Below are 24142 nucleotides of genomic sequence, written 5' to 3' on the forward strand. Positions count from 1 at the left end.
GTCAATTGCGGAGTACCGATTCATGTCCCAAGAACACTTCATGCGCGAGGCCCTCGACCTGGCCCGCGCCAATATCCAGGCCGGTGGCCGCCCGTTCGGTGCCGTGCTGGTGTACCAGGGCCAGGTGATCGCCCGCGCCGTCAACGAGATTCACAGCACCCAGGACCCGACCAGCCACGCCGAGATGCAGGCCATCCGCCAGGCCGCCCAGGCTTTGGGCCGGGCACGCCTGGACGGTGCCGAGATCTATGCCAGTGGCCACCCGTGCCCGATGTGCCTGGCGGCCATGCACCTGTGCGGTGTCGAACGTGCCTGGTTCGCTTATGGCAACGACGAGGGCGAGCCCTACGGGCTGTCCACCGCCGCAGTGTACGCGCAGATGGCCCGCCCGCCGCAGCAGCAAAGCTTGCCGTTGCGCCCGCTCAAACCCGCTGGCGAAGCGGGCCTGTATGCCCAATGGCAGCAGGCAAGCCAGGCATGAGGGGCGCGCTGAACCTGTTGCTGGTGGTGTTGCTGGCACTCAACCTGCGGCCGATCCTCACCAGCATCGGGCCACTGCTCGAGCCCATGCGCCAGAGCACCGGCCTGGGTTACCAGCAGGCGGCATTGCTGACGGCGCTGCCGGTGCTGTGCATGGGGCTGGTGCCGCTGTTGCAGCCGTGGCTGCGGCGTTGGCTGAGCGAGCATGGCGGCATGCTCGCCGGGTTGGCGGCGATTGCCCTGGCCTGCCTGTGGCGACTGCAACTGGACAGCGCCTGGGCACTGATCGCCAGTGCGGTGGTCGCCGGGCTGGGGGTGGCGCTGGTGCAGGGCATGATGCCGGGGCTGGTCAACCGCTGGTTCCCCACGCGGCTGGCGGCGACCATGGGCTTGTATTCGGCAGCCCTGATGACCGGTGGCGGCCTTGCAGCGGTGCTGGGCCCCTCGATCACCGCGCACTTTGGCCATTGGCAGGCGGGGCTGGGCGTCTGGGCCTTGCCCGCGTTGCTGGCCGTGGTCGCCTGGATTGCCCTGCGGCCACGCCAGGCCACCCCCGCTTTGGCAGGCACGGCTGGCGGGCACTGGTTCGGCAATCGCCGCGCCTGGTTGCTGGCGCTGTACTTCGGCCTGATCAATGGCGGCTACACCAGCATGGTCGCCTGGCTACCGGCCTATCACCTGGAGCATGGCGGCACGGCCCAGGGCGGTGGTGAGCTGGTGGGGTTGATGACCATCTTCCAGGTGACCGGCGCCCTCGGCTTGCCGCTGTTGCTGCGCCGCCTGGTAGATCGTCGGCCTGGCTTGTGGTTGGCGCTGCTGATCCAGCTGGGCGGCTTCCTTGGCCTGCTGCTGGCGCCGGCCAGCGCCATGGGCCTGTGGGTGGCGATGATCGGCCTGGGCCTGGGCGCGTGCTTCAGCCTCAGCCTGACACTGACCCTCGAACACCTGCGCACACCGGCTGAAGCCGGCAGCCTGGCGGCCTTCGTCCAGGGCGTGGGGTTCATCGTCACCGGTATCGTGCCGTACATTACCGGCTGGCTGCGCGATGTCAGCGGCGACTTCCAGGCGTCCTGGACGCTGCTGACCTGCACCGTACTGGCCATGCTGCTGGTCACCGCGTGCTTCGCCCCGGGTGGCTATGCCCGGGCCATCGCCCGGCCAGGGCAGGCAGGCGCTGCTGCGCTCAGCTGAGACGCTGCAGGGTATCGCGGACCCGGTCCAGCGCCGGGTCGATATCCAGCAGTTCGATGGCGCCGAAGCCCAGCAGCAACCCCGGGCGTACCGGGGCCTCGCTGAAGAACGGCGCCAACGAATAGAGCCCCACCTCGACTTTGCGCGCCAGGTTGATCAGCAGCTCTACATCGACCCTCGGCTTGGCCAGGGCGCTCAGGTGGAAGCCGGCACTGGCCGGCACCGCCTCGAACCAGGGCGCCAGGTCGCCGCCCAGGCGCGCCAGGATCCGTTCGCGGCGGGCGCTGTATACCTCGTGGCAGCGACGGATGTGCTTGCTCAGATGGCCTTCGCCAATGAAGCGCGCCAGGGCCCATTGCTGCAGGCTCGGGCTGTGCCAGTCGGTCAGGTGCTTGGCCACGCAGGCGGCCTGCAGCACCGCCGGTGGCAGCACCGCATAGCCCAGGCGCAACTCGGGCAGCAAGGTCTTGGAGAACGTGCCGACATAGGCCACCAGCCCGTGGCGGTCCAGGCGCTGCAAGGCCTCGGCGGCCGGCCCCTGGTAGCGGAATTCGCAGTCGTAGTCGTCCTCGATGATCAGCGCACCCAGCGCGGCGGCCCGGGCCAGCAACGCCTGGCGCCGCCGTGTGCCCATGGGCATGCCCAGCGGGAACTGGTGCGAGGGGGTTACGTAGATCAGCCGGGTGCCGGCCTCGATCTGTTCCACGCACAGCCCCTCATCGTCCACGGGCACCGACTGCACCTGTGCGCCGAGGGCCAGGAACAGCTGCCGCGCCGGTGGGTAGCCGGGGTCCTCCATGGCCACCTTGCAGCCCGGCTCGACCAGCACCCGGGCGATCAGGTCCAGGGCCTGCTGGGCACCATTGCACACCAGCACATCGGCGGCGCTGCAGTGCACGCCCCGGGCGAACGCGATGTGGTGGGCGATGGCTTCGCGCAACTCAGGCAAGCCCTGCGGCGAGAACTGCCGATCGGTGTGCCGCTGGCTGCGCCGCAGGGCGTATTGCAGGCAGCTGCGCCACTGGTCGTAGGGGAACTGCGCCTTACTTGAGGCGCCGCCGATGAAGTCATAGCGCGAGGGGGCATCCAGCGCGCGGCGCCCCAGCACCGTGGCGCGCAGGCGCCAGCGCTCGAGGGCGTCGGCAGCGGCCAGCGGGATGGCCTCGGCGGCGTCGGCTTGTATGGGTTGGCGAGTAGTGATGAAGGTGCCGCGGCCGACCACGCCGCTGAGCAGGTTGTCGTAGGTCAGGCGCGAGTAGGCTTCGGCCACGGTCTTGCGCGATACGCCCAGTTGCTCGGCCAGCAGGCGCGTTGGCGGCAGCTGGGTGCCGGCAGCCAGGTGGCCGCTGTCGATGCCGGCGCGCAATTGCTGGTAGAGCTGGTCGGCAAGGCCTTTGCGGCCTTCGAGGCGGATGTGCAGTTCCATCGAGGGCTGTGTCCGAAGTGCAAGGGTGTCAAAGCTTCGGGGTTCGCGCGGCAAGCTGCAAGAGGGCCGAACGGGCGGCCCTTGCTCAACGCATCAAAGGCGGGCGGTGCTGATGGTTATGTAACCTTTGTCGGGCAGGGCGATGCGGATCACTGTTTCGTCCTGCGGTGCCTTGCGTTTCTGCCGGATGCTGATGCCATCGACGGCCGCAGCCTGCATGTGCGCCGGGATGGCGCGCCCCTGTTTGTCGAAGAAGGCTTCGCTGGCCAGCAGCTCGACGCGCTCGATCAGTTGGCGGGTGTGCTCGTCGGTGGCGCAGAAAAAGCGCACGCCGGACAGGTGCGGGTTGTCATCGGGGTTGCTGACCTCATGGGCCAGCAGCTGGCGCAGGGTGTGTTGCAGGGCTTCGGTGTGGCGGGTGTGCTCGGGCATGGTGGGGCCTCGTCGGGTGGGCTGGCCGCGCAGGGCGGGCATGACGACATCCAGGTCCGATCATGTTTTTGCAGGCGTAAGACGGAAAGCGGGCTGCTTCCGACTGAATTGTAGGAAGAGTCATAAATTATGCGAGTACCCCGCGCCTTGCCTTGATCAGGATCATCGCTGTCGCCGGTATGCCCGCTGCGGCACAATGGCCGACCTGTCCCCCTGCGTAGCACCGAGGTTTGCCATGCACAGCCACTTCCAGCCCGTCGACCTGACCAAGGCCTATCGCCTGCTTAACCACGGCCCCACCGTGCTGGTCTCGGCCAGCCATGCCGGGGTCGACAATGTGATGGCTGCCGCTTGGGCCTGTGCCCTGGACTTCGACCCGCCCAAGGTGACCGTGGTCCTCGACAAGAGCGCCCGTACCCGCCAGTTGGTGGAGGGCAGTGGCTGGTTCGTGCTGCAGGTGCCCAACGCCGCCCAGGCACGGCTTACCCACCAGGTGGGCAACCAGAGCCTGTTCGACCAGCCCGACAAGCTGGCGCGTATCGGTGTCGAGCTGGCCCGCGTCGCCGGGTTCGAGGCGCCGCTGGTCAACGGCTGTTCGGCCTGGCTGATGTGCCGGGTGATCGACGAGCCGCACAACCAGCAAACCTACGACCTGTTCATCGGCGAAGTGGTCGCGGCCTGGGCCGATGACCGGGTGTTCCGCGACGGGCACTGGGCCTATGAGCATGCCGACCCCGACTGGCGCAGCCTGCATTACGTGGCGGGCGGGCACTTCTATGCCATTGGCGAGCCGCTGGTGATCGACCAGGGCGAATGAACCGAGCCCGTCATTCCCCGCAGCAGTGCGGCTTGCCAGGGGCGCTTTCATAGCGGTCGTGGTGGCGCACCCAGTCCATCGTCCCGCCCTCGTTGCGCCCCAGCGGGGCCAGGTCGAGGAAGTTGTAGGTATTGACCAGGATGTCCAGCCCGCGAGCGTAGGTGGAGTAGGTGTGATAGATGCTGCCGTCGCGGTCGCGAATGAACGCGCTCAAGCCCGGAAGCTCCGCCTCGTTGCCGGAGTAGGGCGCGTAGTTGTACTCGGCGCTGCCATCGGTGGCCACGCTCACGCCAAAGTCCTGGTTGAAACGGCTGCCGTGGGAGGAATACCAGGGAAAGCGCCAGCCCATGCGCTGGCGGAACGCCTGGAATTCGCCATAGGCTGCCCGTGACACCGCCACCAGCGACACGTCGTGGTGAGCCAGGTGCAGGTTGGCGCCGTCGAAATGGTCGGCGAGGAAGGAGCAGCCTGGGCAGCCTTCGTTCCAGCCCTCGGCGAACATGAAGTGGTAGACCAGCAGCTGGCTGCGCCCGGCGAACAGGTCGGCCAGGGCCAGCTCGCCGTCGGGGCCGTGGAAGCGGTAGTTTTCCTCGACCCGTACCCAGGGCAGGGCACGGCGGGCGGCGGCGAGTTCGTCGCGCTGGTGGGTGAGGGCTTTTTCATGCAGCCAGAGTTGCCGGCGGGCGGCGAGCCATTGGCTGCGGGTTACCACGGGGTGATTGTTGTCGGGCGTGTTCATGAGGCGCGCTCCGCGCTGGGGGGATTCATTGAGTGGTCGAATGGGCGTTCGGGGAATCGACGGGGAGCGGGTGGGGGCGACGAGTGGTGGGGTGGGGGGGTTATGGCTTGGGAAAGTGTGTGGGCTGGTAGGTGCCTGCCGGAGGATTTGCAGCGCTTATGAGGCCACCAGGAGTTCGCCGATGATTTTGCAGCGCCTATGAGATCGAGCGCCGCCCGCGCGGCGCTTCGCGGGTAAATCGCAGCGGCGAACCGCCGCTCCCACAGTTTGTTTCGGGCCAGTCTCTCCTGCGCCATCACCTGGTCCGCCTTGTTGGTACGACGCGGTTTCAGTGTGGGCGTTGCCGCCGCCCCACATGACTCAAGGCATGCACCAAGGCAGGCGCCGGTACTTTCACAGAAATAATTGGCCCGAAACAAACTGTGGGAGCGGGTTTACCCGCGAAGCGCCGCGCGGGCGGCGCTCGATCTCATAGGCGCTGGAGATATTAAGGCGAACACCTGCAAGCCCACATACAATCTCAACCCTATCCCTGCATCCGCTCAATCAAAGCCCACAGCCGCGGGTCATTGAAATCGTCGATCACCAGCCGCGCCCCAGCCTCATGCAGGCGCTCGGCCGTCTGCGTGGTAGCCAGACCCACCGTATAGATACCGGCATCGCTGGCCGCCTTGACCCCCGGCAACGAATCCTCAAAAGCCAGCGCCTGCCCGGCTTCAGCCTGCAAGCGCTGCAGCCCGGTCAGGTAGGGCAGCGGGTCCGGCTTGGGCCTGGCCAGCTCATCGGCCACCAGCACATGTTCGAAACGCCCATTCAGCCCCATGGCCGCGAGCATGTGCTCGGCGTTCAGGCGTGGCGCATTGGTCACTACACACACGCCCACCGCATGTTGCTGGGCATGGTCGAGCAGGCGCAGCAGACCGGGCAGGGGTTCGAGGCTCGGTGACAGTTCGCGGAACAGCGCCTCCTTGCGCTCGGCCAGGGCCTGGCGCTGGGCCGCATCGGCCTGAGGGAACAGGTCGGCGAACAGCAAACCGTTGGAGCGGCCGCTCACCTGCAGGTCGAATTGCTCCTGGGTCAGTTCGCGGCCATCGTAATCGTGCAGGAGCTGGCGGAAGGCCTGCAGGTGCAGGGTGTCGGTGTCGGTGAGCGTCCCATCGAGGTCGAACAGCAAGGCGGTGAGCATCGGGCATCCTGGCGTTGAAGAATCAATTCAGCAGCATCATAGCCAAAGCCGACGACGAAGGGGGCTGTTCAGTGTTTCACAAAAAGAGTACAAATGTGCTCCATGGACAATCTGACCCCCAAACGCCGCGCCATTCTCGACTTCATTCGTGAGCGCATCACCGAACATGGCCAGCCGCCCTCGCTGGCCGATATCGCCGAGCGCTTCGGGTTTGCCTCGCGCAGCGTTGCGCGCAAGCACATCACCGCCCTTTGCCAGGGCGGCTTCATCGACGTCACCCCCAACCAGGCGCGTGGTATCCGCCTGGCCGAGCCGCTGCGCCGGCCGGAGATTCTCGAACTGCCGGTGCTCGGCCAGGTCGCCGCAGGCGCGCCTATCGGCCCCGATCTCGACATTCATGAGCAACTGCTGCTCGACCCCAGCCTGTTCCGCCGTACCCCCGACTACCTGCTCAAGGTGCGTGGCGACTCGATGGTCGACGACGGCATCTTCGATGGCGACCTGGTCGGCATCCGCCAGCAGGGCGAGGCGCGCGACGGCCAGATCGTGGTCGCCCGGCTCGACGGCGAGGTCACCATCAAACGCCTGCAACACACCCGCGACGGCTACCGCCTGTTGCCACGCAACCCGCACTACCAACCCATCGACGTAGGCCCCGAACACCAGTTCTTCATCGAAGGCGTGTTCTGCGGCTTGCTGAGGCGTGACTGATGGGCGCGGTGGTCGACCTCGACCGGCTGCTCGACCAGCGCCAGGTGTGGCGCGGCCGGCAGGCCCAGGCCCGGCCGATTGGCTTGCAGCCCAGCGGGCATGCCGCGCTCGATGCACGCCTGCCAGAGGGCGGCTGGCCGGCGGCGGCATTGAGCGAATTGTTACTGGCCAGCCCGGGCGTGGGTGAGCTGCAGTTGCTCTGGCCGACGCTGGCACGGCTGACCGCCGCCAGTGAGCGGGTCGTGCTGGTGGCCCCACCCTTTATTCCCTATGCCCCGGCCTGGCAGGCAGCGGGTGTCGACCTGCGCTGGCTGGTGCAGGTCGACAGCGAACGTGACGATGCCCTGTGGGCCGCCGAGCAATGCCTGCGCTCGGGCAGTTGCGCGGCGGTGCTGTGCTGGCCGGAGCGCGCCGATGACAAGGCCTTGCGTCGCCTGCAGGTGGCGGCGGAAACCGGTAACGCACTGGCGTTCGCCTGCCGCCCGCAGCAGGCCGCGCTTAACCCGTCGCCCGCCGCGCTGCGGATCGCCATCGACACCCGCCCACCCCAGTGGCGGGTGCTCAAGTGCCGGGGCGGCCTGCCCCCCGCCAGCCCTATTGCTCGGGGCTGAAGCATCATGCTCTGGGCCTGCATCCTGTTCCCGCAGTTGGCGCTGGACAGCGTCCTGCGCCAACGCGACGACCCTGACACTCCTCTGGTGCTGCTGGGTGGGCCTGGCCAGCGCCGTGTGCTGCAAGCGGTCAGCCCGGCCGCCGCCAGGCTGGGGTTGCGCGCCGGGCAGCCGCTGACCGCTGCCCGCGCCCTGGCCGATGGTTTCACCTGCGTTGAAGTCGAGCCCGCGTGCATCGAGCAGTTGCAACAGCTGCTGGCCACCTGGGCCTACCGCTTCAGCGCCCAGGTCAGCCTGCATTATCCGCGTGCGCTGCTGCTGGAGGTGGGGTCGAGCCTGCAACTGTTCGGGCCCTGGCCCCTGTTCGAGGCGCGCCTGCGTGAAGAGCTGGCCGGGCTGGGCCTGCGCCAGCGCATTGTGCTGGCCAGCAACCCGGTGGCGGCGCGGATGCTCGCCAATGCTCACGATGGGCTGGCGGTGACCAGCCCCGACCAGACCCGGGCAGCCTTGCTCGACCTGCCCATCGAACGGGCCGGCCTGCCACCTGAGGCCAGCTTGGCCTTCGCACGCATGGGCCTGCACCGGCTGGGCCAGGTCGTGGCGCTGCCCCGTGATGCCCTGGCCCGGCGCTTCAGCAGCCAGGTGCAATTGCACCTGGATCAACTGTTCGGCCAGCGCTCGCTGGGGCTGGCGTTCTACCAACCGCCCGAGCGCTTCGAAGCACGGCTGGAGCTGAACTTCGATGTCGAGTCGCACCAGGCCCTGTTGTTTCCCTTGCGCCGGCTGCTCAACGACCTGGCGGCGTTCCTCGCCGGGCGCGATTGCGGCGTGCAGCGGTTCGAGCTGTTCCTGGAGCACGCCGAGGGCCCGGATACCGTGCTCAAGGTTGGCCTGCTGGCTGCCGAGCGTGATGGTGCAATGCTCTTCGAGCTGGCGCGAGGGCGCCTGGAGCCGCTGCGCATTCCGGCTCCGGTGCGCAACCTGCGCCTGGTGGCGGCCGATCTGCCGCCGTTCGTGCCCCAGCACCAGGCATTGTTCGACCCACGCGCCCAGCAGGCACAACCCTGGGAGCAACTGCGCGAACGCCTGCGGGCACGCCTTGGCGATGAAGCCGTCAAGGGCCTGCGCGCCGAAGCCGATCATCGTCCCGAATGTGCCTGGCAGGGCGCGGAGCAGGGCGCGCCGGGGCAGTTGGTCATGGCGCCGGGCAGCCGCCCCGGCTGGCTGCTGCCTGAACCCCAAGCGCTGTCCGAGGCTGGCGTGCAACTGCTGGGGCACGCCGAACGCATCGAGTCCGGTTGGTGGGACGGCGGTGATGTGCGGCGTGATTACTACCGTATCGAAACCCGCGATGGCCTGCGCGGTTGGGCCTTCCGTGACCTCGCGGCCCCCGGACCGCTTTGGTTGCAGGGCTGGTTCGCGTGAACTGCCAGGGCTACGCAGAGCTGCATTGCCTGTCGAACTTCAGCTTCCAGCGCGGCGCCTCCAGTGCCGACGAACTGTTTCGCCGTGCCCGTGAGCAGGGCTACCAGGCCCTGGCGATCACTGACGAGTGCACCCTGGCGGGCATCGTCCGGGCCTGGCAGGCCGCCCGTGAGCATGGCCTCAAGCTGATCGTTGGCAGTGAAGTGCGGGTGGAGCAGGGGCCCAAACTGGTGCTGCTGGTGCAGGACCTTGGCTGTTACCAGAACCTGTGTGCGCTGATCACACTGGCACGGCGCCGGGCGCCAAAGGGCAGCTATCGGCTGCTGGCCGAGGACCTTGCGGCCCATCATCAGGGGTTGCTGGCGTTGTGGGTGCCCGAGGCCGATGCGCCTGTCAGTGTCGGGCAGCAACTGCATGCACTGTTCGGTGAGCGCCTGTGGCTCGCCGTGCATCAGCATCGCGCAGCCGACGATGGTGCGCGGCTGGCACAGTTGCACGCCTTGGGCGCACAACTGGCCGTGCCGCTGGTGGCCTGCGGCGATGTGCACATGCACGTGCGCGGGCGTCGCGCACTGCAGGACTGCATCACCGCGATCCGCGCCCATTGCCCGGTGGCCGAGGCGGGGCGTTACCTGTTCGCCAATGGCGAGCGTCATCTGCGCCCGCTCGATCAGCTGCACGAACTCTATCCACCGCACCTGCTGGCCGAAACCCTGGTTATCGCCGAGCGCTGCAGCTTCGATCTTTCGGCGCTCAAATATCAGTACCCGCGCGAGCTGGTCCCTGAGGCTCATACGCCCGCCAGCTGGTTGCGCCAACTGTGCGAGCAGGGTCTGCCCAGGCGTTGGCCCAACGGGGTAACCGACAAGGTACGCGGCCTGCTGGACAAGGAGCTCGCGCTGATCGAGGAATTGGGCTACGACAGTTACTTCCTCACCGTGCACGACATCGTCGCCTTCGCCCGCAGCCAGCACATCCTCTGCCAGGGTCGTGGTTCGGCGGCCAACTCGGTGGTGTGCTATGTGCTGGGCATCACCGAGCTCGACCCCACGGTGCACCGCCTGTTGTTCGAGCGCTTTCTGTCACGCGAGCGCAACGAACCGCCTGATATCGACGTGGACTTCGAGCACGACCGCCGCGAAGAAGTGATCCAGTATGTGTTCCGCCGCTATGGCCGGCACCGGGCCGCGCTCACCGCAGTGGTCAGCAGTTACCACGCCGCTGGGGCGGTACGCGATGTGGCACGTGCGCTGGGGTTGCCAGCCGATCAGGTGGATGCCCTGGCCAAATGTTGCGGGCGCTGGAGCGACCGCATTCCCGATGCCGAACGCCTGGCCGAGGCCGGTTTCGATGCACAGAGCCCCTCGCTGCGGCGCATCCTGGTACTGGCCGGCGAGTTGATCGGCTTCCCCCGGCACCTGTCGCAGCATCCTGGCGGTTTCGTCATTTCCCAGCAGCCGCTGCACGAACTGGTGTCGGTGGAAAACACGGCGATGGAAGAGCGCACGGTGATCCAGTGGGACAAGGACGACCTCGACATGGTCGGTCTGCTCAAGGTCGATGTACTGGCGCTGGGCATGCTCAGCGCGCTGCGCCGCTGCTTCGACCTGATTGCCCTGCACCGTGGGCGTGAGCTGACCCTGGCCAGCATCCCCGGAGAAGACCCGGCCACCTACGCCATGATCAGCCGTGCCGAAACCATGGGCGTGTTCCAGATCGAATCGCGGGCGCAGATGGCCATGTTGCCCAGGCTCAAACCCAATACCTTCTACGACCTGGTGATCGAAGTGGCGATCGTGCGGCCGGGGCCGATCCAGGGCGATATGGTCCACCCATACCTGCGCCGCCGGCTGGGCCAGGAACCGGTCAGCTACCCCTCGGAAAAACTGCGCGAAGTGTTCCACCGTACCTTGGGCGTGCCCCTGTTCCAGGAGCAGGTGATGGAGCTGGCCATGGTCGCTGCCGACTACAGCCCCGGCGAGGCCGACCAGCTGCGCCGCAGCATGGCGGCGTGGAAGCGCCACGGCGGCCTTGAACCCCACCGGGTCAGGCTGATCGAGGGCATGCTGCGCAATGGTTACGAGCTGTCTTTTGCCGAGCGCATCTTCGAGCAGATCAAGGGATTCGGCAGCTATGGTTTTCCCGAGTCCCACGCCGCCAGTTTCGCCCTGCTGTGCTACGCCAGCAGTTGGCTCAAATGCCACGAACCGGCGATCTTCACCTGTGCCTTGATCAATAGCTGGCCCATGGGTTTCTACAGCCCCGACCAGCTGTTGCAGGAAGCGCGTCGGCAGGGCATTGCGGTTCGCCCGGTGGATGTCGAGCACAGCCAATGGGACTGCACCCTGGAGCCGGAGGGCGAGGGCGCGTTGGCCATCCGCCTGGGCTTGCGGCAGATCCGCGGCTTTGGCGAAGGCGATGCCCGGCGCCTGGAGCAGGCGCGGGCACAACGGCCCTGGCGCGATGTTGAGGACCTGTGCCTGCGCGCCGGGCTCGACAGCCGCGCCTGTGCCCGGCTCGCCGATGCCGGTGCGCTGCGGGCGCTGGCCCGCGACCGGCACCAGGCGCGCTGGCAGATGGCGGCAGTGCAGGCGCAGCTACCGCTGTTCGCCCAGGTCGAGGCAGCGCCAGAAACCCCGGTTGAGCTGCCCGTACCCAGCGTGGCCGAGGATCTGCTGGCCGATTACGACACCCTCGGCACCACGCTCGGCCCGCATCCGCTGGCCTTGCTGCGCCCGCGCCTGCGCGCCTTGGGCTGTCGCAGTTCAGCGCAGCTGGCCGAAGTCGAGCAGGGTGACAGCATTGCCGTGGCCGGCCTGGTGGTTGGGCGCCAGCGCCCGCAAACGGCCAGCGGCGTGACCTTCGTCACCCTTGAGGACGAGCATGGCATGGTCAATGTGGTGGTCTGGCGGGCGCTGGCCGAACGGCAGCGACAGGCGCTGGTGGGCGCGCGGTTGCTCAAGGTGAGCGGGAGGCTGGAACACGAGAAGGGCGTGCGCCATCTGATCGCCCGGCGGTTGGAGGACATCAGCCCCTTGCTGCTGGGGCTGGATGTGCGTAGCCGCGACTTTCATTGAGCGCCATCGCGGGGCAAGCCCGCTCCCACGCCGGACCATGCATACCTCGTGGGAGCGGGCTTGCCCCGCGATAGGGCCTACACCATCGCCAATCGCTGCTTGCGCGTCGGCGCAGCAAACGCCTGGTCAATCGCCTGCAAGTCCGCCTCGGTCAGCACCAGGTCCTGCACCGCTGCATTCAAGCGCACATGCGCCGGGCTCACGGCCTTGGGAATCGCAATCACCCCTTCGCCACGCGTGACCCATGCCAGGCTCACCTGCGCCGGCGTCGCAGCATGGCGCGCAGCAATTTCAGCCAGTACCGGGTGATGCAGCAGTCGCCCGGCCTGGGCCAGTGGGCAGTAAGCCATGATCGGAAGCTGCTGCTGGCGGCTCCAAGGCAGCAAGTCGAACTCGATGCCACGCTCGGCCGGGTTGTACAGCACCTGGTTGGTGGCGCAGGCCGGGTTGTCCAGTTCCTGCAGGTCATCCAGGTCGAAGTTGGACACACCCCAGCGGCGGATCTTGCCCTGTTCGATCAAGCGTTCGAAGGCCTCGACGGTCTCCTCGAGCGGGTACTGCCCGCGCCAATGCAGCAGGTACAGGTCGATGCACTCGGTACCCAGCCGCTTGAGGCTGCGTTCGCACGCCGTCGGCAAGCCGCGCCGGCTGGCGTTGTGCGGGTAGACCTTGCTGACCAGGAACACCTGGTCGCGACGCCCGGCGATAGCCTGGCCGACCACCTGTTCGGCGCCGCCCTCGGCGTACATTTCGGCGGTATCGATCAGGCTCAGGCCCAGGTCGATGCCTTGTTGCAGCGCCGCCACTTCGGCCGCCTTGCTCCCTGGGTCTTCGCCCATGTACCAGGTGCCCTGGCCAATAGTCGGCACGCGGGTTCCCGCCAGATTCACGTAACGCATGTCACCTCCTGTGGATGGGTATGGGTCAGCAGCACGTCGAGCAGCGCCTCGGCGGCCCGTGACAGTTTGTGGTCGGCCAGGGCGATCACGCCGATGCGGCGCTCCACGGTGGGTTCGACCAGCGGTACGCAGCGTGCGCCGAGCTCTTGCATCTGGCCGATGCACAGGGCCGGCACGGCGCTCACGCCCAGGCCGCTGGCGACCATGCGGCCGATGGTCGACAACTGGTGGCTCTCGAACGCCACTGTCAGCTTGCCGTGCCCGGCCACCAGGTGCTGTTCGAGTAACAGGCGCACTGCCGACGGCCGTTGCAGGGCGATGAAGTCTTCTGCCAACAGTTCCTGCCAGCGCACCTGGGGTTGGCGGGCGAGGGGCGAGTCGGCGGGCACCACGGCGACGAAACGGTCCATGTACAGCGGGTGGAAGCGTAGCGCCTCGCTGCCGTCGGGCTCGAAACCGATGCCCAGCTCGACGCGGCGGTGGCGCACCAGTTCCAGCACCTGTTCGTTGATCACGTCGTGCACGGTGACGTTCACTTTCGGGTAGCGCTGGCGGAACACTTTCAGCGACTGCGGCAGCAAGTTGCCGGCGAAGGACGGCATGGCCGCCACCGACACCCTGCCCAGTTGCAGGGTGAAGCGCTGGCGCAGCATCTCTTCGGTGTCGTCCCAGTCGGCCAGCAGGCGCCGGGCCAGGGGCAGCAGCACCTCGCCCTCGGGGGTGAGGCTGACGCTGCGGGTGGTGCGGGTGAGCAGGGCGCCGCCGAGGTTGTCCTCCAGCGCCTTGATGGTCAGGCTCAGGGCCGGTTGCGACACATGCAGGTGCTCGCCGGCCTGGGCGAAGCTCTGGTACTTGGCCACGGTGACGAAGGCGCGCAGTTGCTTGACGTTCATGGCTGGCTTGCCCTTTGTTTTGCAAAAGTTATCAATCGATGACGAAAACAAAATTAACAAATCAGTCGACTACAGTGAAGATGACCGCACGGTTCCAACAACTACAAAAGGCGACTGAGCATGGCCGGACTGGACAAGCGTGTAGCAACCTACGAAGAGGCCCTGGCAGGCCTGACCGACAACATGACGGTACTGGCCGGCGGCTTCGGCCTGTGCGGCATCCCGGAAAACCTGATCGCCCAGATCAAGCGCCTGGGCGTCAAGGGCCTGACGGTGGTCTCCAACAACTGCGGCGTTGATGGCTTCGGCCTGGGCGTGCTGCTGGAAGACCGGCAGATCCGCAAGATGATCGCCTCCTACGTGGGCGAGAACGCCGAATTCGAACGCCAGCTGCTCAGCGGCGAACTGGAAGTGGAACTCACCCCGCAAGGCACCCTGGCCGAGAAAATGCGCGCAGGTGGCGCCGGCATTCCCGCCTTCTATACCGCCACCGGCTACGGCACCCCGGTTGCCGACGGCAAGGAAGTCCGCGAGTTCAAAGGCCGCAAGTACATCCTCGAAGAGTCGATCACCGGCGACTTCGCCATCGTCAAGGGCTGGAAAGCCGACCACTACGGCAACGTGGTGTATCGCAACACCGCGCAGAACTTCAACCCGCTGGCCGCCACCGCCGGCAAGATCACCGTGGTCGAGGTCGAAGAGATCGTCGAGCCCGGCGTGCTGCTGCCCAGCGAGATCCACACCCCGGGCATCTACGTCGACCGGGTCATCGTCGGCACCTTCGAGAAGCGCATCGAAAAGCGCACCGTCAAGGCCTGAGCGCCATCCTCAAGAACAACAAAGAGATCCTGACCATGGCACTGACCCGCGAACAAATGGCCCAACGCGTCGCCCGTGAACTCAAAGACGGCTACTACGTCAACCTCGGTATCGGCATCCCCACCCTGGTGGCCAACTACGTGCCTGCCGACATGGACGTGATGCTGCAGTCGGAAAACGGCTTGCTGGGCATGGGCGAATTCCCCACCGAAGCCACCCTCGACGCCGACATGATCAACGCCGGCAAGCAGACCGTTACCGCCCGCCGCGGCGCGTCGATCTTCGACTCGGCGCAATCCTTCGCCATGATCCGTGGCGGCCACGTCGACCTCACCGTGCTCGGCGCCTTTGAAGTGGACGTGGAAGGCAACATCGCCTCGTGGATGATCCCCGGCAAGCTGGTCAAGGGCATGGGCGGCGCCATGGACCTGGTGGCCGGTGCCGACAACATCATCGTCACCATGACCCATGCCTCCAAGGATGGCGAGTCCAAGCTGCTGCCCAAGTGCAGCCTGCCGCTGACCGGCGCCGGTTGCATCCGCAAGGTGCTGACCGACCTGGCCTACCTGGAAATCGAAAACGGTGCCTTCATCCTGCGCGAGACTGCGCCAGGGGTGAGCGTCGAAGAGATCATCGAGAAAACCGCCGGCAAGCTGATCGTGCCGGACGATGTGAAGGAAATGACTTTCTAATCAAGCATCACCCGCCCTGTGGGTGCGGACCCGTGGGAGCGGGCTTGCCCCGCGATAGCGTCAGACCAGGTGCCACGATCGCCTGGTAGGGCGCTATCGCGGGGCAAGCCCGCTCCCACGACTTCGCTCCCACAGGGCTTTTGCGTTGTTTCAGTGTTGAAAATCAAAAAAACAAATAAAAGGAAAACCCCGTGGCCGCTGATATCCAAGACAGCCGCTCCGCCCGCTTTGCCCTGCGCTGCTCCAACTGGGCTGAACGCTGGTTCCCCGACTCCTGGGTGTTCGCCGCCCTGGCCGTGATGCTGGTGTGCCTGGGCGCGCTGGTGATGGGCGGCAAGCCCACCGACACCGCCAAGGCCTTCGGCGATGGCTTCTGGAGCCTGATCCCGTTCACCATGCAGATGGCCTTCGTGGTCATCGGCGGTTATGTGGTGGCCAGCTCGCCACCCGCCGCACGGCTGATCGACCGCCTGGCGCGCCTGCCGAAGAACGGCCGTTCGGCCGTCTGCTGGGTGGCGCTGATCTCGATGCTCGCCTCGTTGCTCAACTGGGGCCTGTCGCTGGTGTTTGGCGGCCTGCTGGTGCGCGCCCTGGCCCGTCGCACCGATTTGAAGATGGATTATCGCGCCGCCGGTGCCGCTGCCTACCTGGGGCTCGGCGCGGTATGGGCACTGGGGCTGTCGTCGTCGGCGGCGCAGTTGCAGGCCAACCCGGCCAGCCTGCCGCCGTCGATCCTGTCCATCACTGGGGTGATCCCGTTCACCGAGACCATCTTCCTCTGGCAGTCCGGGGTCATGCTGGCGGCGCTGGTGATCGTCTCGCTGGTGATCGCCTATGCCACCGCTCCGGGGCCGAACAGCGCGCGCAGTGCGCAAGACTGCGGCGTTGACCCCAGCTTCAGCGCGCCGCCCGCGCCGCAGCGCACGCGCCCGGGCGAGTGGCTGGAGTACAGCCCGATCCTGATCCTGCTGCTGGTGGCCCTGGCCGGCGGCTGGCTGTACCAGGAGTTCGCCACCAAGCCTGCGATCACCGCGATCTCCGGGCTGAACACCTACAACCTGCTGTTCATCATGCTCGGCGCCTTGCTGCACTGGCGCCCGCGCAGCTTCCTCGATGCCGTGGCCCGCGCGGTGCCGACCACCACCGGGGTGCTGATCCAGTTCCCGCTGTACGGTTCGATCGCCGCCATCCTCACCCAGGTCAAGGGTGTCGACGGTGCGACCCTGGCCCACCACATCTCGGTGTTCTTCACCCAGATCGCCACCCATGACAGCTACGCGCTGTTGATGGGGGTGTACTCGGCGGTGCTGGGCTTCTTCATCCCGTCCGGCGGTGGCAAGTGGATCATCGAGGCGCCCTACGTGATGCTGGTGGCCAACGACCTGCAGTACCACCTGGGCTGGGCGGTGCAGATCTACAACGCCGCCGAGGCGCTGCCGAACCTGATCAACCCGTTCTACATGCTGCCGCTGCTGGGCGTGCTGGGCCTGAAAGCGCGCGATCTGATCGGCTTTTCGTTCGTCCAGCTGCTGGTGCATGTGCCGCTGGTGCTGGTGCTGCTGTGGGCGCTGGGTACGACCTTGCAGTACGTGCCGCCCGTGATGCCGTAAGGCTCGGGTAGTGCCAGGGAAGGGCGGTCAGGTACCGCCCTTTTTTACGTTTCGATGACATATCGATAACGATTCGCATGTGAGATTCGTTTTCATGTGAATGCCGTCCGGTCGGCAGCCAAGGACTTTCATCGAAATGAACAAGGAGACAGGCAGCGATGTTCGCGCCCATCAGCCGTTCCATGGCCCTTACCCTGGGCCTGTGTGCCACCGCCGTCAGCCCGTTTGCGCAGGCACAAGAGACCGAACCGCGGTCCGACGACAAGGTGCTGGAACTCGGCGCCACCGAGATCCTCGCCCAGGGCCTGGGCAGCACCACCGAGCACAGCGGCTCCTACACCACCGGCAGCATGAGCGCAGCGACGCGCCTGAACCTGTCGATCAAGGAAACCCCGCAATCGGTCTCGGTGCTGACCCGTCAGCAGCTCGACGACTTCCAGCTAAATACGCTCTCCGAGGCCATGGCCCATGTCACCGGCGTCACCGTGCAGCGCAACGACTCCGAGCGGCCGACGTATTATTCGCGGGGCTATTCGATCAACAACTTCCAGATCGATGGGATGCTCAACACCTTCTCGAGCCTCAAGTCCGATTCGGACACCATCATCTACGACCGTATCGAGGTGGTGCGTGGCGCCACCGGCCTGACCACCGGAGCGGGCGACCCGTCCGGGACCATCGCCATGGTGCGCAAGCGCCCGACCTCGCAGTTGGCGATCAGCACTGGCGCCAGTGCCGGCAGCTACGACAACTACCACGGCTACCTCGACGTTGGCGGCCCATTGGGCCTGGAAGGGCGCCTGCGCGGGCGCACTGTGCTGGCCTACCGTGACAGCCAGTCGTTCATGGACAAATACGCCAGCCAGCGTGAGGTGGCCTACGGCATCCTAGAGGCCGACCTGACTGACAGCACCGTGCTTGCAGTGGGCTACGACTACCAGAACAAGCACGTACAAGGGGCCTCCTGGGGCACCGTGCCGTACTGGAGCGCCACTGGCGACAAGGCCGACCTGCCGCGCTCGACCAACCTGGCCGCGCCCTGGTCGTCCTGGCCGCTGAAAGACCAGACAGTGTTCGCCACCCTCGACCAACGCCTGGCCAACGACTGGCTGCTCAAGCTCGCCTATACCCATCGCGAGTCCGACAGCGATGGCAAGGTGTACTACGGCGGCAACGGTTTCCCCGCCGCCGACCGCAGCGGCATGAATGCCTGGTATCAGCATTTCAGCGGCGAAGAGCAGATGGACGCCATCGACTTCAACCTGGCAGGCCCTTACCAGCTGTTCGGGCGCAGCCACGACTTCATGGTCGGTTATGGTGAATCCGAGCGGCGCAACACGTCGCCCTACTTCATCAGAGGGCCACTGCCCGACGGTTACCAGAAGATCCCGGACTGGAAGTACATGAGCAACATCGCCAAGTTCCAGGACATCGATACCGGGCTCGATGAATCGCGTGACTCCACCAAACAGAAGGCCGGCTACATCGCCACCCGGCTCAACCCCACTGACCGCCTGCACTTCGTGCTCGGCAGCCGCTATGGCAGTTGGCAGACAGAAAGCCGCGAATGGGCGTACGACGAGGCGCAGAATGGCACCGAACTGACGCCCAGCAAGCAGACCCAGAACGACCAGTGGACGCCCTATGCCGGGGTGCTCTACGACCTCACCGAGCAGTACACCGTCTATGCCAGCTACACCGACATCTTCAACCCGCAGTCGGTACGCGACAAAAACCGCCAGTACCTCGAACCCATCGTCGGCAAGGTCTACGAAGTGGGCGTCAAAGGCAGCCTGATGGACGACCGACTCAACCTCAGCAGCGCGGTGTACCGCAGCAAACAGGACAACGTCGCCGAGCAGGACGATTCGGTGCCGCCCAACGGCAACGAGGTGTTTTACAAATCCGGCGGCAAGGGCAACGTCGTCGAAGGCTTCGAGGCCGAGATTGCCGGCGAAGTGCGCCCCGACTGGCAAATGAGCCTGGGCTACAGCTACACCCACGCGGCCAACGCCGACAAGCAGCGCAAGAACCCCGAGCAGCCCCTGAACCTGGTGCGCTTCTCGACCACCTACAAGCTGACGCCGGCGTTGACCGTGGGCGGCACCCTGGACTGGCAGAGCGATACCCACAAGCAGGCAAACCGGCCCGTGGGGCGGGCGGCGAACGGTTCGATCATTACAGTGCGCGACGAGATCAGCCAGAAGGCCTTCTCGGTGGTGGGGCTGATGGCGCGGTATCAGTTCGACGAACACCTGTCGGCGTCGGTGAACGTGAAGAACCTGTTCGACGAGCACTATTACAACAACCTGGGCTTCTACAACGGGGTGTATCACGGCGAGCCACGGACGATGATGGTCAGCCTGGAGTGGAAGCTCTAGTACGTGGGCTTTGCCTTGCGTGTCAGCTTTCTATTGATGCGAGGGTGATCCGGCATGTTGAATTTCCAGCATTGAGCGCTTTGACCTTCTACTATTTGCTCACCGAGCAACCGGCCCGCTGGTGGGATTCGGCCATGAAGGAGCTTCAATGAACAAGGTTTCGGCGTGCCTGAGCTCTCTGCTCGTGTTCTTGTTGGCGGGCTGCTCCGGCATCCCTTCGCAGCCCTATCAGGAACCGTCGGGTTTGGTGCCTACCGCACGCATGCGGGTGATCAGCAACTCGGATGTCTACGGTGACAGCGTCACCGACCGCTGTGCACCCAACTTGCGCCACCAGATGGTCCAGGCCGGGCGCTTCTCGGCGGGGCGAGCACTGGAAAACTATCCGCAGTTTCCTGAGGCTCCGGCCCAGTTGGGTATGCCCAAACGGCTATCGCCGCCGTTGCTCAGCCTGACGCCGACCGTGCGCATGGCCGAAGGCCGGCTTGAAGAAGTGGTGGCCGAGTACCGGGTGCCAACCTCGGCGCCGTTCCAGCTTGCGACCTTGGGGGCCGGTGCGGGTACGCCGTTGGGCAGGGGGATCTACTGTGACGAAGAAGCCAGGGTCTACAACCTGCAGGCGGGGCGCGACTACGAGGTGACCATCGGCATGGGCACCATCGGCCAGGGCGACAATGCCCGCCTGGCCTGCCGCTTCGATGTGCGCGAGCTGACCTCGATCGGCCAGGGTGAAATGATGATGCCGGTGCCGCTGACGGGCAGCGCCCCGCCGAGAAAACTGTGCGACTGAAGCCTGCGTCGAGCTGATGCTCGCAGGAGCGGGGTACGCTTCACCGCATGGGTGGAGCGCACCCGGCCACGATCATTTCAGCTGTCGCAACTCATCCAGCAACCCTTGCAGTTTCACCCGATTCGCTTCATCCAGCCCAAACACCGGCCTCCGTGGCTCGCCCACCGGCAGCCCGGTCATGCCCAGCCCGGCCTTGATGGTCGCCGGCAAGCCACCCTTGAGGATGAAATCCAGCAACGGCAACTGGCGGTAGAACAGCGCCTGCGCCTGGGCAAGGTCGCCCGCCAGCACCGCCTGGTACAGCTGCTGGTTCAGCGCGGGGATCAGGTTGGCCGCCGCCGTGCACCAGCCCTTGGCCCCGGCAACGAAGGCCTCCAGCGCCAACGGATTGCAGCCGTTGTAGAACGGCACCTGGCCCTCGCCGAGCAGCTGCAGCTTGTGCATGCGCTGGATGTCGCCGGTGCTCTCCTTGACCATGGTGACGTTGTCCACCTCGCGCACGATGCGCAGGATCAGTTCCACCGGCATGTCGGTGCCGCTGGTGGCGGGGTTGTTGTAGAGCATGATCGGGATATCGATGGCCGCGCCGATGGCGCGGTAGTGCTGGAGGATCTCGGCTTCGCTGAGCTTCCAGTACGCCGCCGGCAGCACCATCACCGCATCGGCGCCGTGTTGCTGGGCGAAGCGCGCACGGCGCACGGCACCGGCGGTGGTCAGGTCAGAGACGCTGACGATGCTCGGCACGCGCTTGCCGATGCGCTCCAGGCTGTACTGTGCAACTTGCTGCCATTCGCTGTCGCTGAGGTAGGCACCTTCACCGGTGCTGCCCAGCGGTGCGATCACTTGTACGCCGCCGTCGATCAAGCGGTCGATGGATTGGCCCAGGGCGGGCAGGTCGAGCTGCTCGCCGTCGTGACTGAAGGGGGTGATGGTGTAGCCGATGATGCCGTGGAATTGAGTGGTCATTCTGAAGGGCTCCGCATGCAAGGCAATCTAGGGTCAGGCAAGGCAATCGGCGTGCTGGCGCAGGGCCTGCCGGGCGTAGTAGTTGAACGCGGCGCCATGGCGCTTGGGCCGGTCGATCCAGTCGTGGGCGTCGCGGCCAAGCTCGGGGGCGATCGGTTTGATGGTGCTGGCGGCCATGGCCAGCAGTTGCAGGCGCGCGGCGCGTTCGATCAGCTGGGCGTAGACACAGGCCTGCTCGATGCTGGCGCCGGTGGACAACTGGCCGTGGTGCGAGAGCAGGATGGCGCGCTTGTCGCCCAGGGCGGCGCTGATGATTTCGCCTTCTTCGTTGCCCACCGGCACGCCGGGCCAGGCTTCGAGGAACGCGCAGTCTTCGTAAAGCGGGCACAGGTCCATGTGCGACACCACCAACGGCACTTCGAGCATCGACAGCGCGGCGACATGGGTGGGGTGGGTGTGGATGATGCAGTTCACATCCGGGCGGGCGCGGTACACCCAGCTGTGGAAGCGATTCGCCGGGTTGGGCATGCCCTGGCCTTCCAGCACGTCCAGGTCTTCGTTGACCAGCAGCAGGTTGCTGGCGGTGATCTCGTCGAAGCCCAGACCCAACTGCTGGGTGTAGAAGGTTCCCGGTTGCGGGCCGCGGGCGCTGATCTGCCCGGCCAGGCCCGAGTCGTGGCCATTGTCGAACAGAATTCGGCAGGTCAGGGCCAGCTTTTCGCGCACAGTCCACGTATTATCCGCGAGCGAGCCTTGCATCTGCGTCAGTGCCTTTTGCACCAGTTGGTCTTTGCTGTGTGTCAGGGTGTTGGCCATGGGGAGTGATCCTCTGTGGCGTGATGGTGGATGTCTCGGCTGGCCCGCCCCCTTGCTTTCGACGGTGGAGGGGCGGTCCATCAGATGACACAAATAATCCTATATGACACAAAGTGTCATTAGCAAGTGCGTTTGTCCGGGAAAGCCGCTTCACATGTCTATCCGACTGAAATTGCTGCGCAAGAAACTGGGGATCACCCTTGAGGTGCTGGCTGAAAAATCCGGCATGACCAAGAGCTACCTGTCCAAGGTCGAGCGTGGCCTGAATACGCCGTCGATCGCCGCCGCGCTGAAACTGGCGCGGGCGCTGAACGTCAATGTCGAGGAGTTGTTCGACGGCGAGCATGAAGGCCAGGCGCGCTATAGCCTGGTACGTCGCGGCGAACGCCAGGCGCTGGTCGGCAACGGCCAGGGGCCGGGTTACGCGGTGCTCACCTCCCAGGTTGGCCAGCGCAGCCTGTTGCCGTTCTTGATCCAGCCCCCCACCGAGTTCACTGATCCGACCTTCAAGGAGCACGAGGGCGAGGAGTTCCTGTTCGTCCATGAGGGCCAGGTGGAGGTGGACTTCATGAGCGAGCGGGTGCTGCTGGAGGCGGGCGACGCCCTGCATTTCAACGCCCAGACCCCACACCGCCTGCGCTCCGTGGGCGAACGCCAGGCCCAGTTGTTGGTGGTGGTGCAGGGCGGGGAAGGATGAGGGCAGGGCGATGATCGAGGCCTCGCGGTTTTGGCGTGACCCTGCCTTGCCGTTTGTCGAGGCCCGGCGCGTGGGGGATGGACGCCAGGTGTGCTATGCCGCGCATTCCCATGAGAGCTTTTCGATCGGTGTGATCACAGGCGGGCGCAGTAGTTATCTCACGGGGGATGCCCGGCATGAGATCAGCGCTGGCAGCACCGTGTTGATGAACCCTGGCGTGGTTCATACCTGCAACCCGATCCAGGGGGAGCCCTGGTCGTACCTGATGCTGTTCGTCGACCTGCCGTGGTTGCAGCAGCATGGCTTTGCCCTGCCGGAGGTGACGCTCAGCACCTCGTCGGGGTTATACGGTCGGTTGCTCGAGCTATTTGCGGGCCTGTTCGACGATCAACCGGCCTCTGCCAAGGAGGCGCTGCTGGTTGCATTCTTCGCAGCGCTGCCTGGCTATTGCGATGAGCGAACGGGCCAGCGCAGGGCGGAGCATCCGCGGCTGGAAATGGCTGCCGCGTTCATCCGCGCCCACCGTCTGGATCCGCTGACCCTCGAAGACATCTGCAGCGCGGCGGGGCTTTCCCGTGCCTACCTGATTCGCGCTTTCGGCAAGCGTTTCGGGCTGACACCCCACGGCTATTTGCTTGACCAGCGGGTGCAGCACGCCCGCGCCCAACTGCGCCTGGGCCGGCCGATTGCCGAGGTGGCGCTGGAGGCCGGGTTCGCCGACCAGGCGCATCTGCAACGGGCGTTCAAGCGGCACCTGGCGGCGACGCCGGGGCATTATCGGGCAGGGTGAGGCAGGGCGCTCAATGGCAACCCAATCGCGGGGTGACGGGTATTCAACCCGCCAGCAGATACCCCGCACTCGCCACCAACAACAGCGCCAACCCGCGATTGAACAAGCGCAACCGCCTTGGCTCCCCCAGATACTGCCGAATCACACTCCCGGCCCACGCCCAACTGGCCACCGAGACAAAACAGATTGGCCCATAGATCCAGGTGAACAGCCACAACAGTTGCTGCTCGCCAGCGGTATAGGCACCCACCCCGGCCACCGCTGCCAACCAGGCCTTGGGGCTCAGCCACTGCATGGCCGCGCCGTGCCAGGCAGTGGGCGCCCGTTGTTCGGCGTCGGCCTGCAATTGGCCATCGTCACTGGCCAGTTTCCAGGCCATGTACAGCAAAAACAGCACGCCACCCCACAGCAACAGGTGCTGCAGCCACGGCCAGCGCAGCAGTAGCTCATGCAGGCCCAGGCCGGTGAGCACCAGCAGCAGGCAGAAACCCAGGGTGGCGCCGGCGGCGTGCCCGAGGCTGGCGCGCAGGCCGTGACGGGCGCCGCTGCCCAGCGCCACGATATTGACCGGGCCTGGGGAGATGGAGGCCGCCAAGGCGAAGGCGGCCATCGACAGGGACAAGCTCATGCGCAGATTCCTTGCAATGATGGAGTGCCGTCATGGTCGACGACAGGTCCGGCGCAGGTATTGAAC

23 protein-coding genes are annotated in these 24142 nt (G+C 66.0%); 14 read left to right on the plus strand and 9 right to left on the minus strand.

The features are described from left to right. Positions 1-22: 22 nt before the first annotated feature. Positions 23-481, plus strand: a complete 459-nt coding sequence (locus tag EJA05_RS12420) for a nucleoside deaminase (protein ID WP_125858446.1) — start codon at positions 23-25, stop codon at positions 479-481. After that, positions 478-1671, plus strand: a complete 1194-nt coding sequence (locus EJA05_RS12425; protein ID WP_125858447.1) for a cyanate transporter — start codon at positions 478-480, stop codon at positions 1669-1671. Before EJA05_RS12420 ends, EJA05_RS12425 begins: the two co-directional genes overlap by 4 nt. On the opposite strand, the gene pdxR is transcribed toward EJA05_RS12425, so the two are convergent. Both pdxR and EJA05_RS12435 read right to left on the minus strand, forming a co-directional pair. Next, complete coding sequence (gene pdxR / locus EJA05_RS12430) at positions 1664-3097, minus strand: MocR-like pyridoxine biosynthesis transcription factor PdxR (RefSeq protein ID WP_125858448.1); 1434 nt, start codon at positions 3095-3097, stop codon at positions 1664-1666. The two genes, EJA05_RS12425 and pdxR, sit on opposite strands and share 8 nt — an antisense overlap. Positions 3098-3190: 93 nt before the next feature. Further along, positions 3191-3529, minus strand: a complete 339-nt coding sequence (locus EJA05_RS12435; RefSeq protein ID WP_125466192.1) for a hypothetical protein — start codon at positions 3527-3529, stop codon at positions 3191-3193. A gap of 235 nt (positions 3530-3764) precedes the next feature. Between EJA05_RS12435 and EJA05_RS12440 the strand changes: the two genes are divergently transcribed. Continuing rightward, positions 3765-4346, plus strand: coding sequence for a flavin reductase family protein (locus tag EJA05_RS12440; protein WP_125858449.1), 582 nt, complete (start codon positions 3765-3767; stop codon positions 4344-4346). A 10-nt stretch (positions 4347-4356) separates the two neighbouring features. On the opposite strand, the gene EJA05_RS12445 is transcribed toward EJA05_RS12440, so the two are convergent. Further along, positions 4357-5085, minus strand: coding sequence for a DUF899 domain-containing protein (locus EJA05_RS12445; protein WP_125858450.1), 729 nt, complete (start codon positions 5083-5085; stop codon positions 4357-4359). Between the two features lie 526 nt (positions 5086-5611). Beyond that, positions 5612-6271 (minus strand): HAD family hydrolase, encoded by a 660-nt coding sequence (locus EJA05_RS12450; RefSeq protein WP_125858451.1) that lies wholly within the window; start codon positions 6269-6271, stop codon positions 5612-5614. A gap of 102 nt (positions 6272-6373) precedes the next feature. Between EJA05_RS12450 and lexA the strand changes: the two genes are divergently transcribed. The 4 genes from lexA to EJA05_RS12470 are packed head-to-tail and all read left to right on the plus strand — an operon-like array spanning position 6374 to position 12095. Next, entirely contained in the window at positions 6374-6982 is a 609-nt protein-coding gene (gene lexA / locus EJA05_RS12455; RefSeq protein ID WP_125858452.1) for a transcriptional repressor LexA, read from the plus strand. Continuing rightward, the gene (gene imuA / locus EJA05_RS12460) at positions 6982-7593 is read left to right on the plus strand and encodes a translesion DNA synthesis-associated protein ImuA (protein ID WP_125858453.1); all 612 of its coding nucleotides are present in this window, start codon (positions 6982-6984) and stop codon (positions 7591-7593) included. The genes lexA and imuA overlap by 1 nt, the downstream gene beginning before the upstream one ends. 6 nt (positions 7594-7599) lie before the next feature. Continuing rightward, positions 7600-9018 (plus strand): Y-family DNA polymerase, encoded by a 1419-nt coding sequence (locus EJA05_RS12465; protein WP_125858454.1) that lies wholly within the window; start codon positions 7600-7602, stop codon positions 9016-9018. Beyond that, entirely contained in the window at positions 8994-12095 is a 3102-nt protein-coding gene (locus EJA05_RS12470) for an error-prone DNA polymerase (RefSeq protein WP_223811916.1), read from the plus strand. Before EJA05_RS12465 ends, EJA05_RS12470 begins: the two co-directional genes overlap by 25 nt. Positions 12096-12172: 77 nt before the next feature. Here EJA05_RS12470 and EJA05_RS12475 read toward each other — a convergent pair whose 3' ends face one another. After that, entirely contained in the window at positions 12173-12994 is an 822-nt protein-coding gene (locus tag EJA05_RS12475; protein WP_125858456.1) for an aldo/keto reductase, read from the minus strand. After that, positions 12982-13887 (minus strand): LysR family transcriptional regulator, encoded by a 906-nt coding sequence (locus EJA05_RS12480; protein WP_125858457.1) that lies wholly within the window; start codon positions 13885-13887, stop codon positions 12982-12984. Before EJA05_RS12480 ends, EJA05_RS12475 begins: the two co-directional genes overlap by 13 nt. Positions 13888-14007: 120 nt before the next feature. On the opposite strand from EJA05_RS12480, the gene EJA05_RS12485 reads away from it, so the two are divergent. The 5 genes from EJA05_RS12485 (at position 14008) to EJA05_RS12505 (ending at position 20179) form a co-directional block, all read left to right on the plus strand. After that, entirely contained in the window at positions 14008-14706 is a 699-nt protein-coding gene (locus tag EJA05_RS12485) for a CoA transferase subunit A (RefSeq protein ID WP_125463892.1), read from the plus strand. A 35-nt stretch (positions 14707-14741) separates the two neighbouring features. After that, entirely contained in the window at positions 14742-15398 is a 657-nt protein-coding gene (locus EJA05_RS12490) for a CoA transferase subunit B (protein ID WP_110995784.1), read from the plus strand. Between the two features lie 191 nt (positions 15399-15589). Beyond that, positions 15590-17008, plus strand: coding sequence for a short-chain fatty acid transporter (locus EJA05_RS12495; RefSeq protein WP_125858458.1), 1419 nt, complete (start codon positions 15590-15592; stop codon positions 17006-17008). Positions 17009-17166: 158 nt separating this feature from the next. After that, positions 17167-19389 (plus strand): TonB-dependent siderophore receptor, encoded by a 2223-nt coding sequence (locus EJA05_RS12500; RefSeq protein ID WP_125858459.1) that lies wholly within the window; start codon positions 17167-17169, stop codon positions 19387-19389. 148 nt (positions 19390-19537) lie between these two features. Continuing rightward, complete coding sequence (locus EJA05_RS12505) at positions 19538-20179, plus strand: hypothetical protein (protein WP_125858460.1); 642 nt, start codon at positions 19538-19540, stop codon at positions 20177-20179. 72 nt (positions 20180-20251) lie between these two features. Here the strand turns inward: EJA05_RS12505 and EJA05_RS12510 are convergent, their stop codons facing one another. Then, positions 20252-21145, minus strand: a complete 894-nt coding sequence (locus EJA05_RS12510; protein ID WP_125858461.1) for a dihydrodipicolinate synthase family protein — start codon at positions 21143-21145, stop codon at positions 20252-20254. A 33-nt stretch (positions 21146-21178) separates the two neighbouring features. Further along, positions 21179-21961 (minus strand): aldolase, encoded by a 783-nt coding sequence (locus EJA05_RS12515; protein ID WP_125858462.1) that lies wholly within the window; start codon positions 21959-21961, stop codon positions 21179-21181. A gap of 154 nt (positions 21962-22115) precedes the next feature. Between EJA05_RS12515 and EJA05_RS12520 the strand changes: the two genes are divergently transcribed. Then, entirely contained in the window at positions 22116-22658 is a 543-nt protein-coding gene (locus EJA05_RS12520; RefSeq protein ID WP_125858463.1) for a helix-turn-helix domain-containing protein, read from the plus strand. A gap of 10 nt (positions 22659-22668) precedes the next feature. After that, positions 22669-23448 (plus strand): AraC family transcriptional regulator, encoded by a 780-nt coding sequence (locus EJA05_RS12525; protein WP_125858464.1) that lies wholly within the window; start codon positions 22669-22671, stop codon positions 23446-23448. Between the two features lie 43 nt (positions 23449-23491). On the opposite strand, the gene EJA05_RS12530 is transcribed toward EJA05_RS12525, so the two are convergent. Then, entirely contained in the window at positions 23492-24076 is a 585-nt protein-coding gene (locus EJA05_RS12530; RefSeq protein ID WP_125463900.1) for a LysE family translocator, read from the minus strand. Between the last annotated feature and the right edge of the window lie 66 nt (positions 24077-24142).

This window comes from Pseudomonas oryziphila (assembly GCF_003940825.1).
Taxonomy (GTDB): domain Bacteria; phylum Pseudomonadota; class Gammaproteobacteria; order Pseudomonadales; family Pseudomonadaceae; genus Aquipseudomonas; species Aquipseudomonas sichuanensis.

Coding starts and splice junctions, on each gene's coding strand:
- EJA05_RS12505 (WP_125858460.1), top strand. CDS start 19,538: ATGAACAAGGTTTCGGCGTGCCTGAGCTCTCTGCTCGTGTTCTTGTTG.
- EJA05_RS12515 (WP_125858462.1), bottom strand. CDS start 21,961: ATGGCCAACACCCTGACACACAGCAAAGACCAACTGGTGCAAAAGGCA.
- EJA05_RS12435 (WP_125466192.1), bottom strand. CDS start 3,529: ATGCCCGAGCACACCCGCCACACCGAAGCCCTGCAACACACCCTGCGC.
- EJA05_RS12440 (WP_125858449.1), top strand. CDS start 3,765: ATGCACAGCCACTTCCAGCCCGTCGACCTGACCAAGGCCTATCGCCTG.
- EJA05_RS12445 (WP_125858450.1), bottom strand. CDS start 5,085: ATGAACACGCCCGACAACAATCACCCCGTGGTAACCCGCAGCCAATGG.
- EJA05_RS12475 (WP_125858456.1), bottom strand. CDS start 12,994: ATGCGTTACGTGAATCTGGCGGGAACCCGCGTGCCGACTATTGGCCAG.
- EJA05_RS12510 (WP_125858461.1), bottom strand. CDS start 21,145: ATGACCACTCAATTCCACGGCATCATCGGCTACACCATCACCCCCTTC.
- EJA05_RS12530 (WP_125463900.1), bottom strand. CDS start 24,076: ATGAGCTTGTCCCTGTCGATGGCCGCCTTCGCCTTGGCGGCCTCCATC.
- EJA05_RS12465 (WP_125858454.1), top strand. CDS start 7,600: ATGCTCTGGGCCTGCATCCTGTTCCCGCAGTTGGCGCTGGACAGCGTC.
- EJA05_RS12490 (WP_110995784.1), top strand. CDS start 14,742: ATGGCACTGACCCGCGAACAAATGGCCCAACGCGTCGCCCGTGAACTC.
- EJA05_RS12450 (WP_125858451.1), bottom strand. CDS start 6,271: ATGCTCACCGCCTTGCTGTTCGACCTCGATGGGACGCTCACCGACACC.
- lexA (WP_125858452.1), top strand. CDS start 6,374: ATGGACAATCTGACCCCCAAACGCCGCGCCATTCTCGACTTCATTCGT.
- imuA (WP_125858453.1), top strand. CDS start 6,982: ATGGGCGCGGTGGTCGACCTCGACCGGCTGCTCGACCAGCGCCAGGTG.
- EJA05_RS12480 (WP_125858457.1), bottom strand. CDS start 13,887: ATGAACGTCAAGCAACTGCGCGCCTTCGTCACCGTGGCCAAGTACCAG.
- EJA05_RS12485 (WP_125463892.1), top strand. CDS start 14,008: ATGGCCGGACTGGACAAGCGTGTAGCAACCTACGAAGAGGCCCTGGCA.
- EJA05_RS12525 (WP_125858464.1), top strand. CDS start 22,669: ATGATCGAGGCCTCGCGGTTTTGGCGTGACCCTGCCTTGCCGTTTGTC.
- EJA05_RS12520 (WP_125858463.1), top strand. CDS start 22,116: ATGTCTATCCGACTGAAATTGCTGCGCAAGAAACTGGGGATCACCCTT.
- EJA05_RS12425 (WP_125858447.1), top strand. CDS start 478: ATGAGGGGCGCGCTGAACCTGTTGCTGGTGGTGTTGCTGGCACTCAAC.
- EJA05_RS12420 (WP_125858446.1), top strand. CDS start 23: ATGTCCCAAGAACACTTCATGCGCGAGGCCCTCGACCTGGCCCGCGCC.
- EJA05_RS12500 (WP_125858459.1), top strand. CDS start 17,167: ATGTTCGCGCCCATCAGCCGTTCCATGGCCCTTACCCTGGGCCTGTGT.
- pdxR (WP_125858448.1), bottom strand. CDS start 3,097: ATGGAACTGCACATCCGCCTCGAAGGCCGCAAAGGCCTTGCCGACCAG.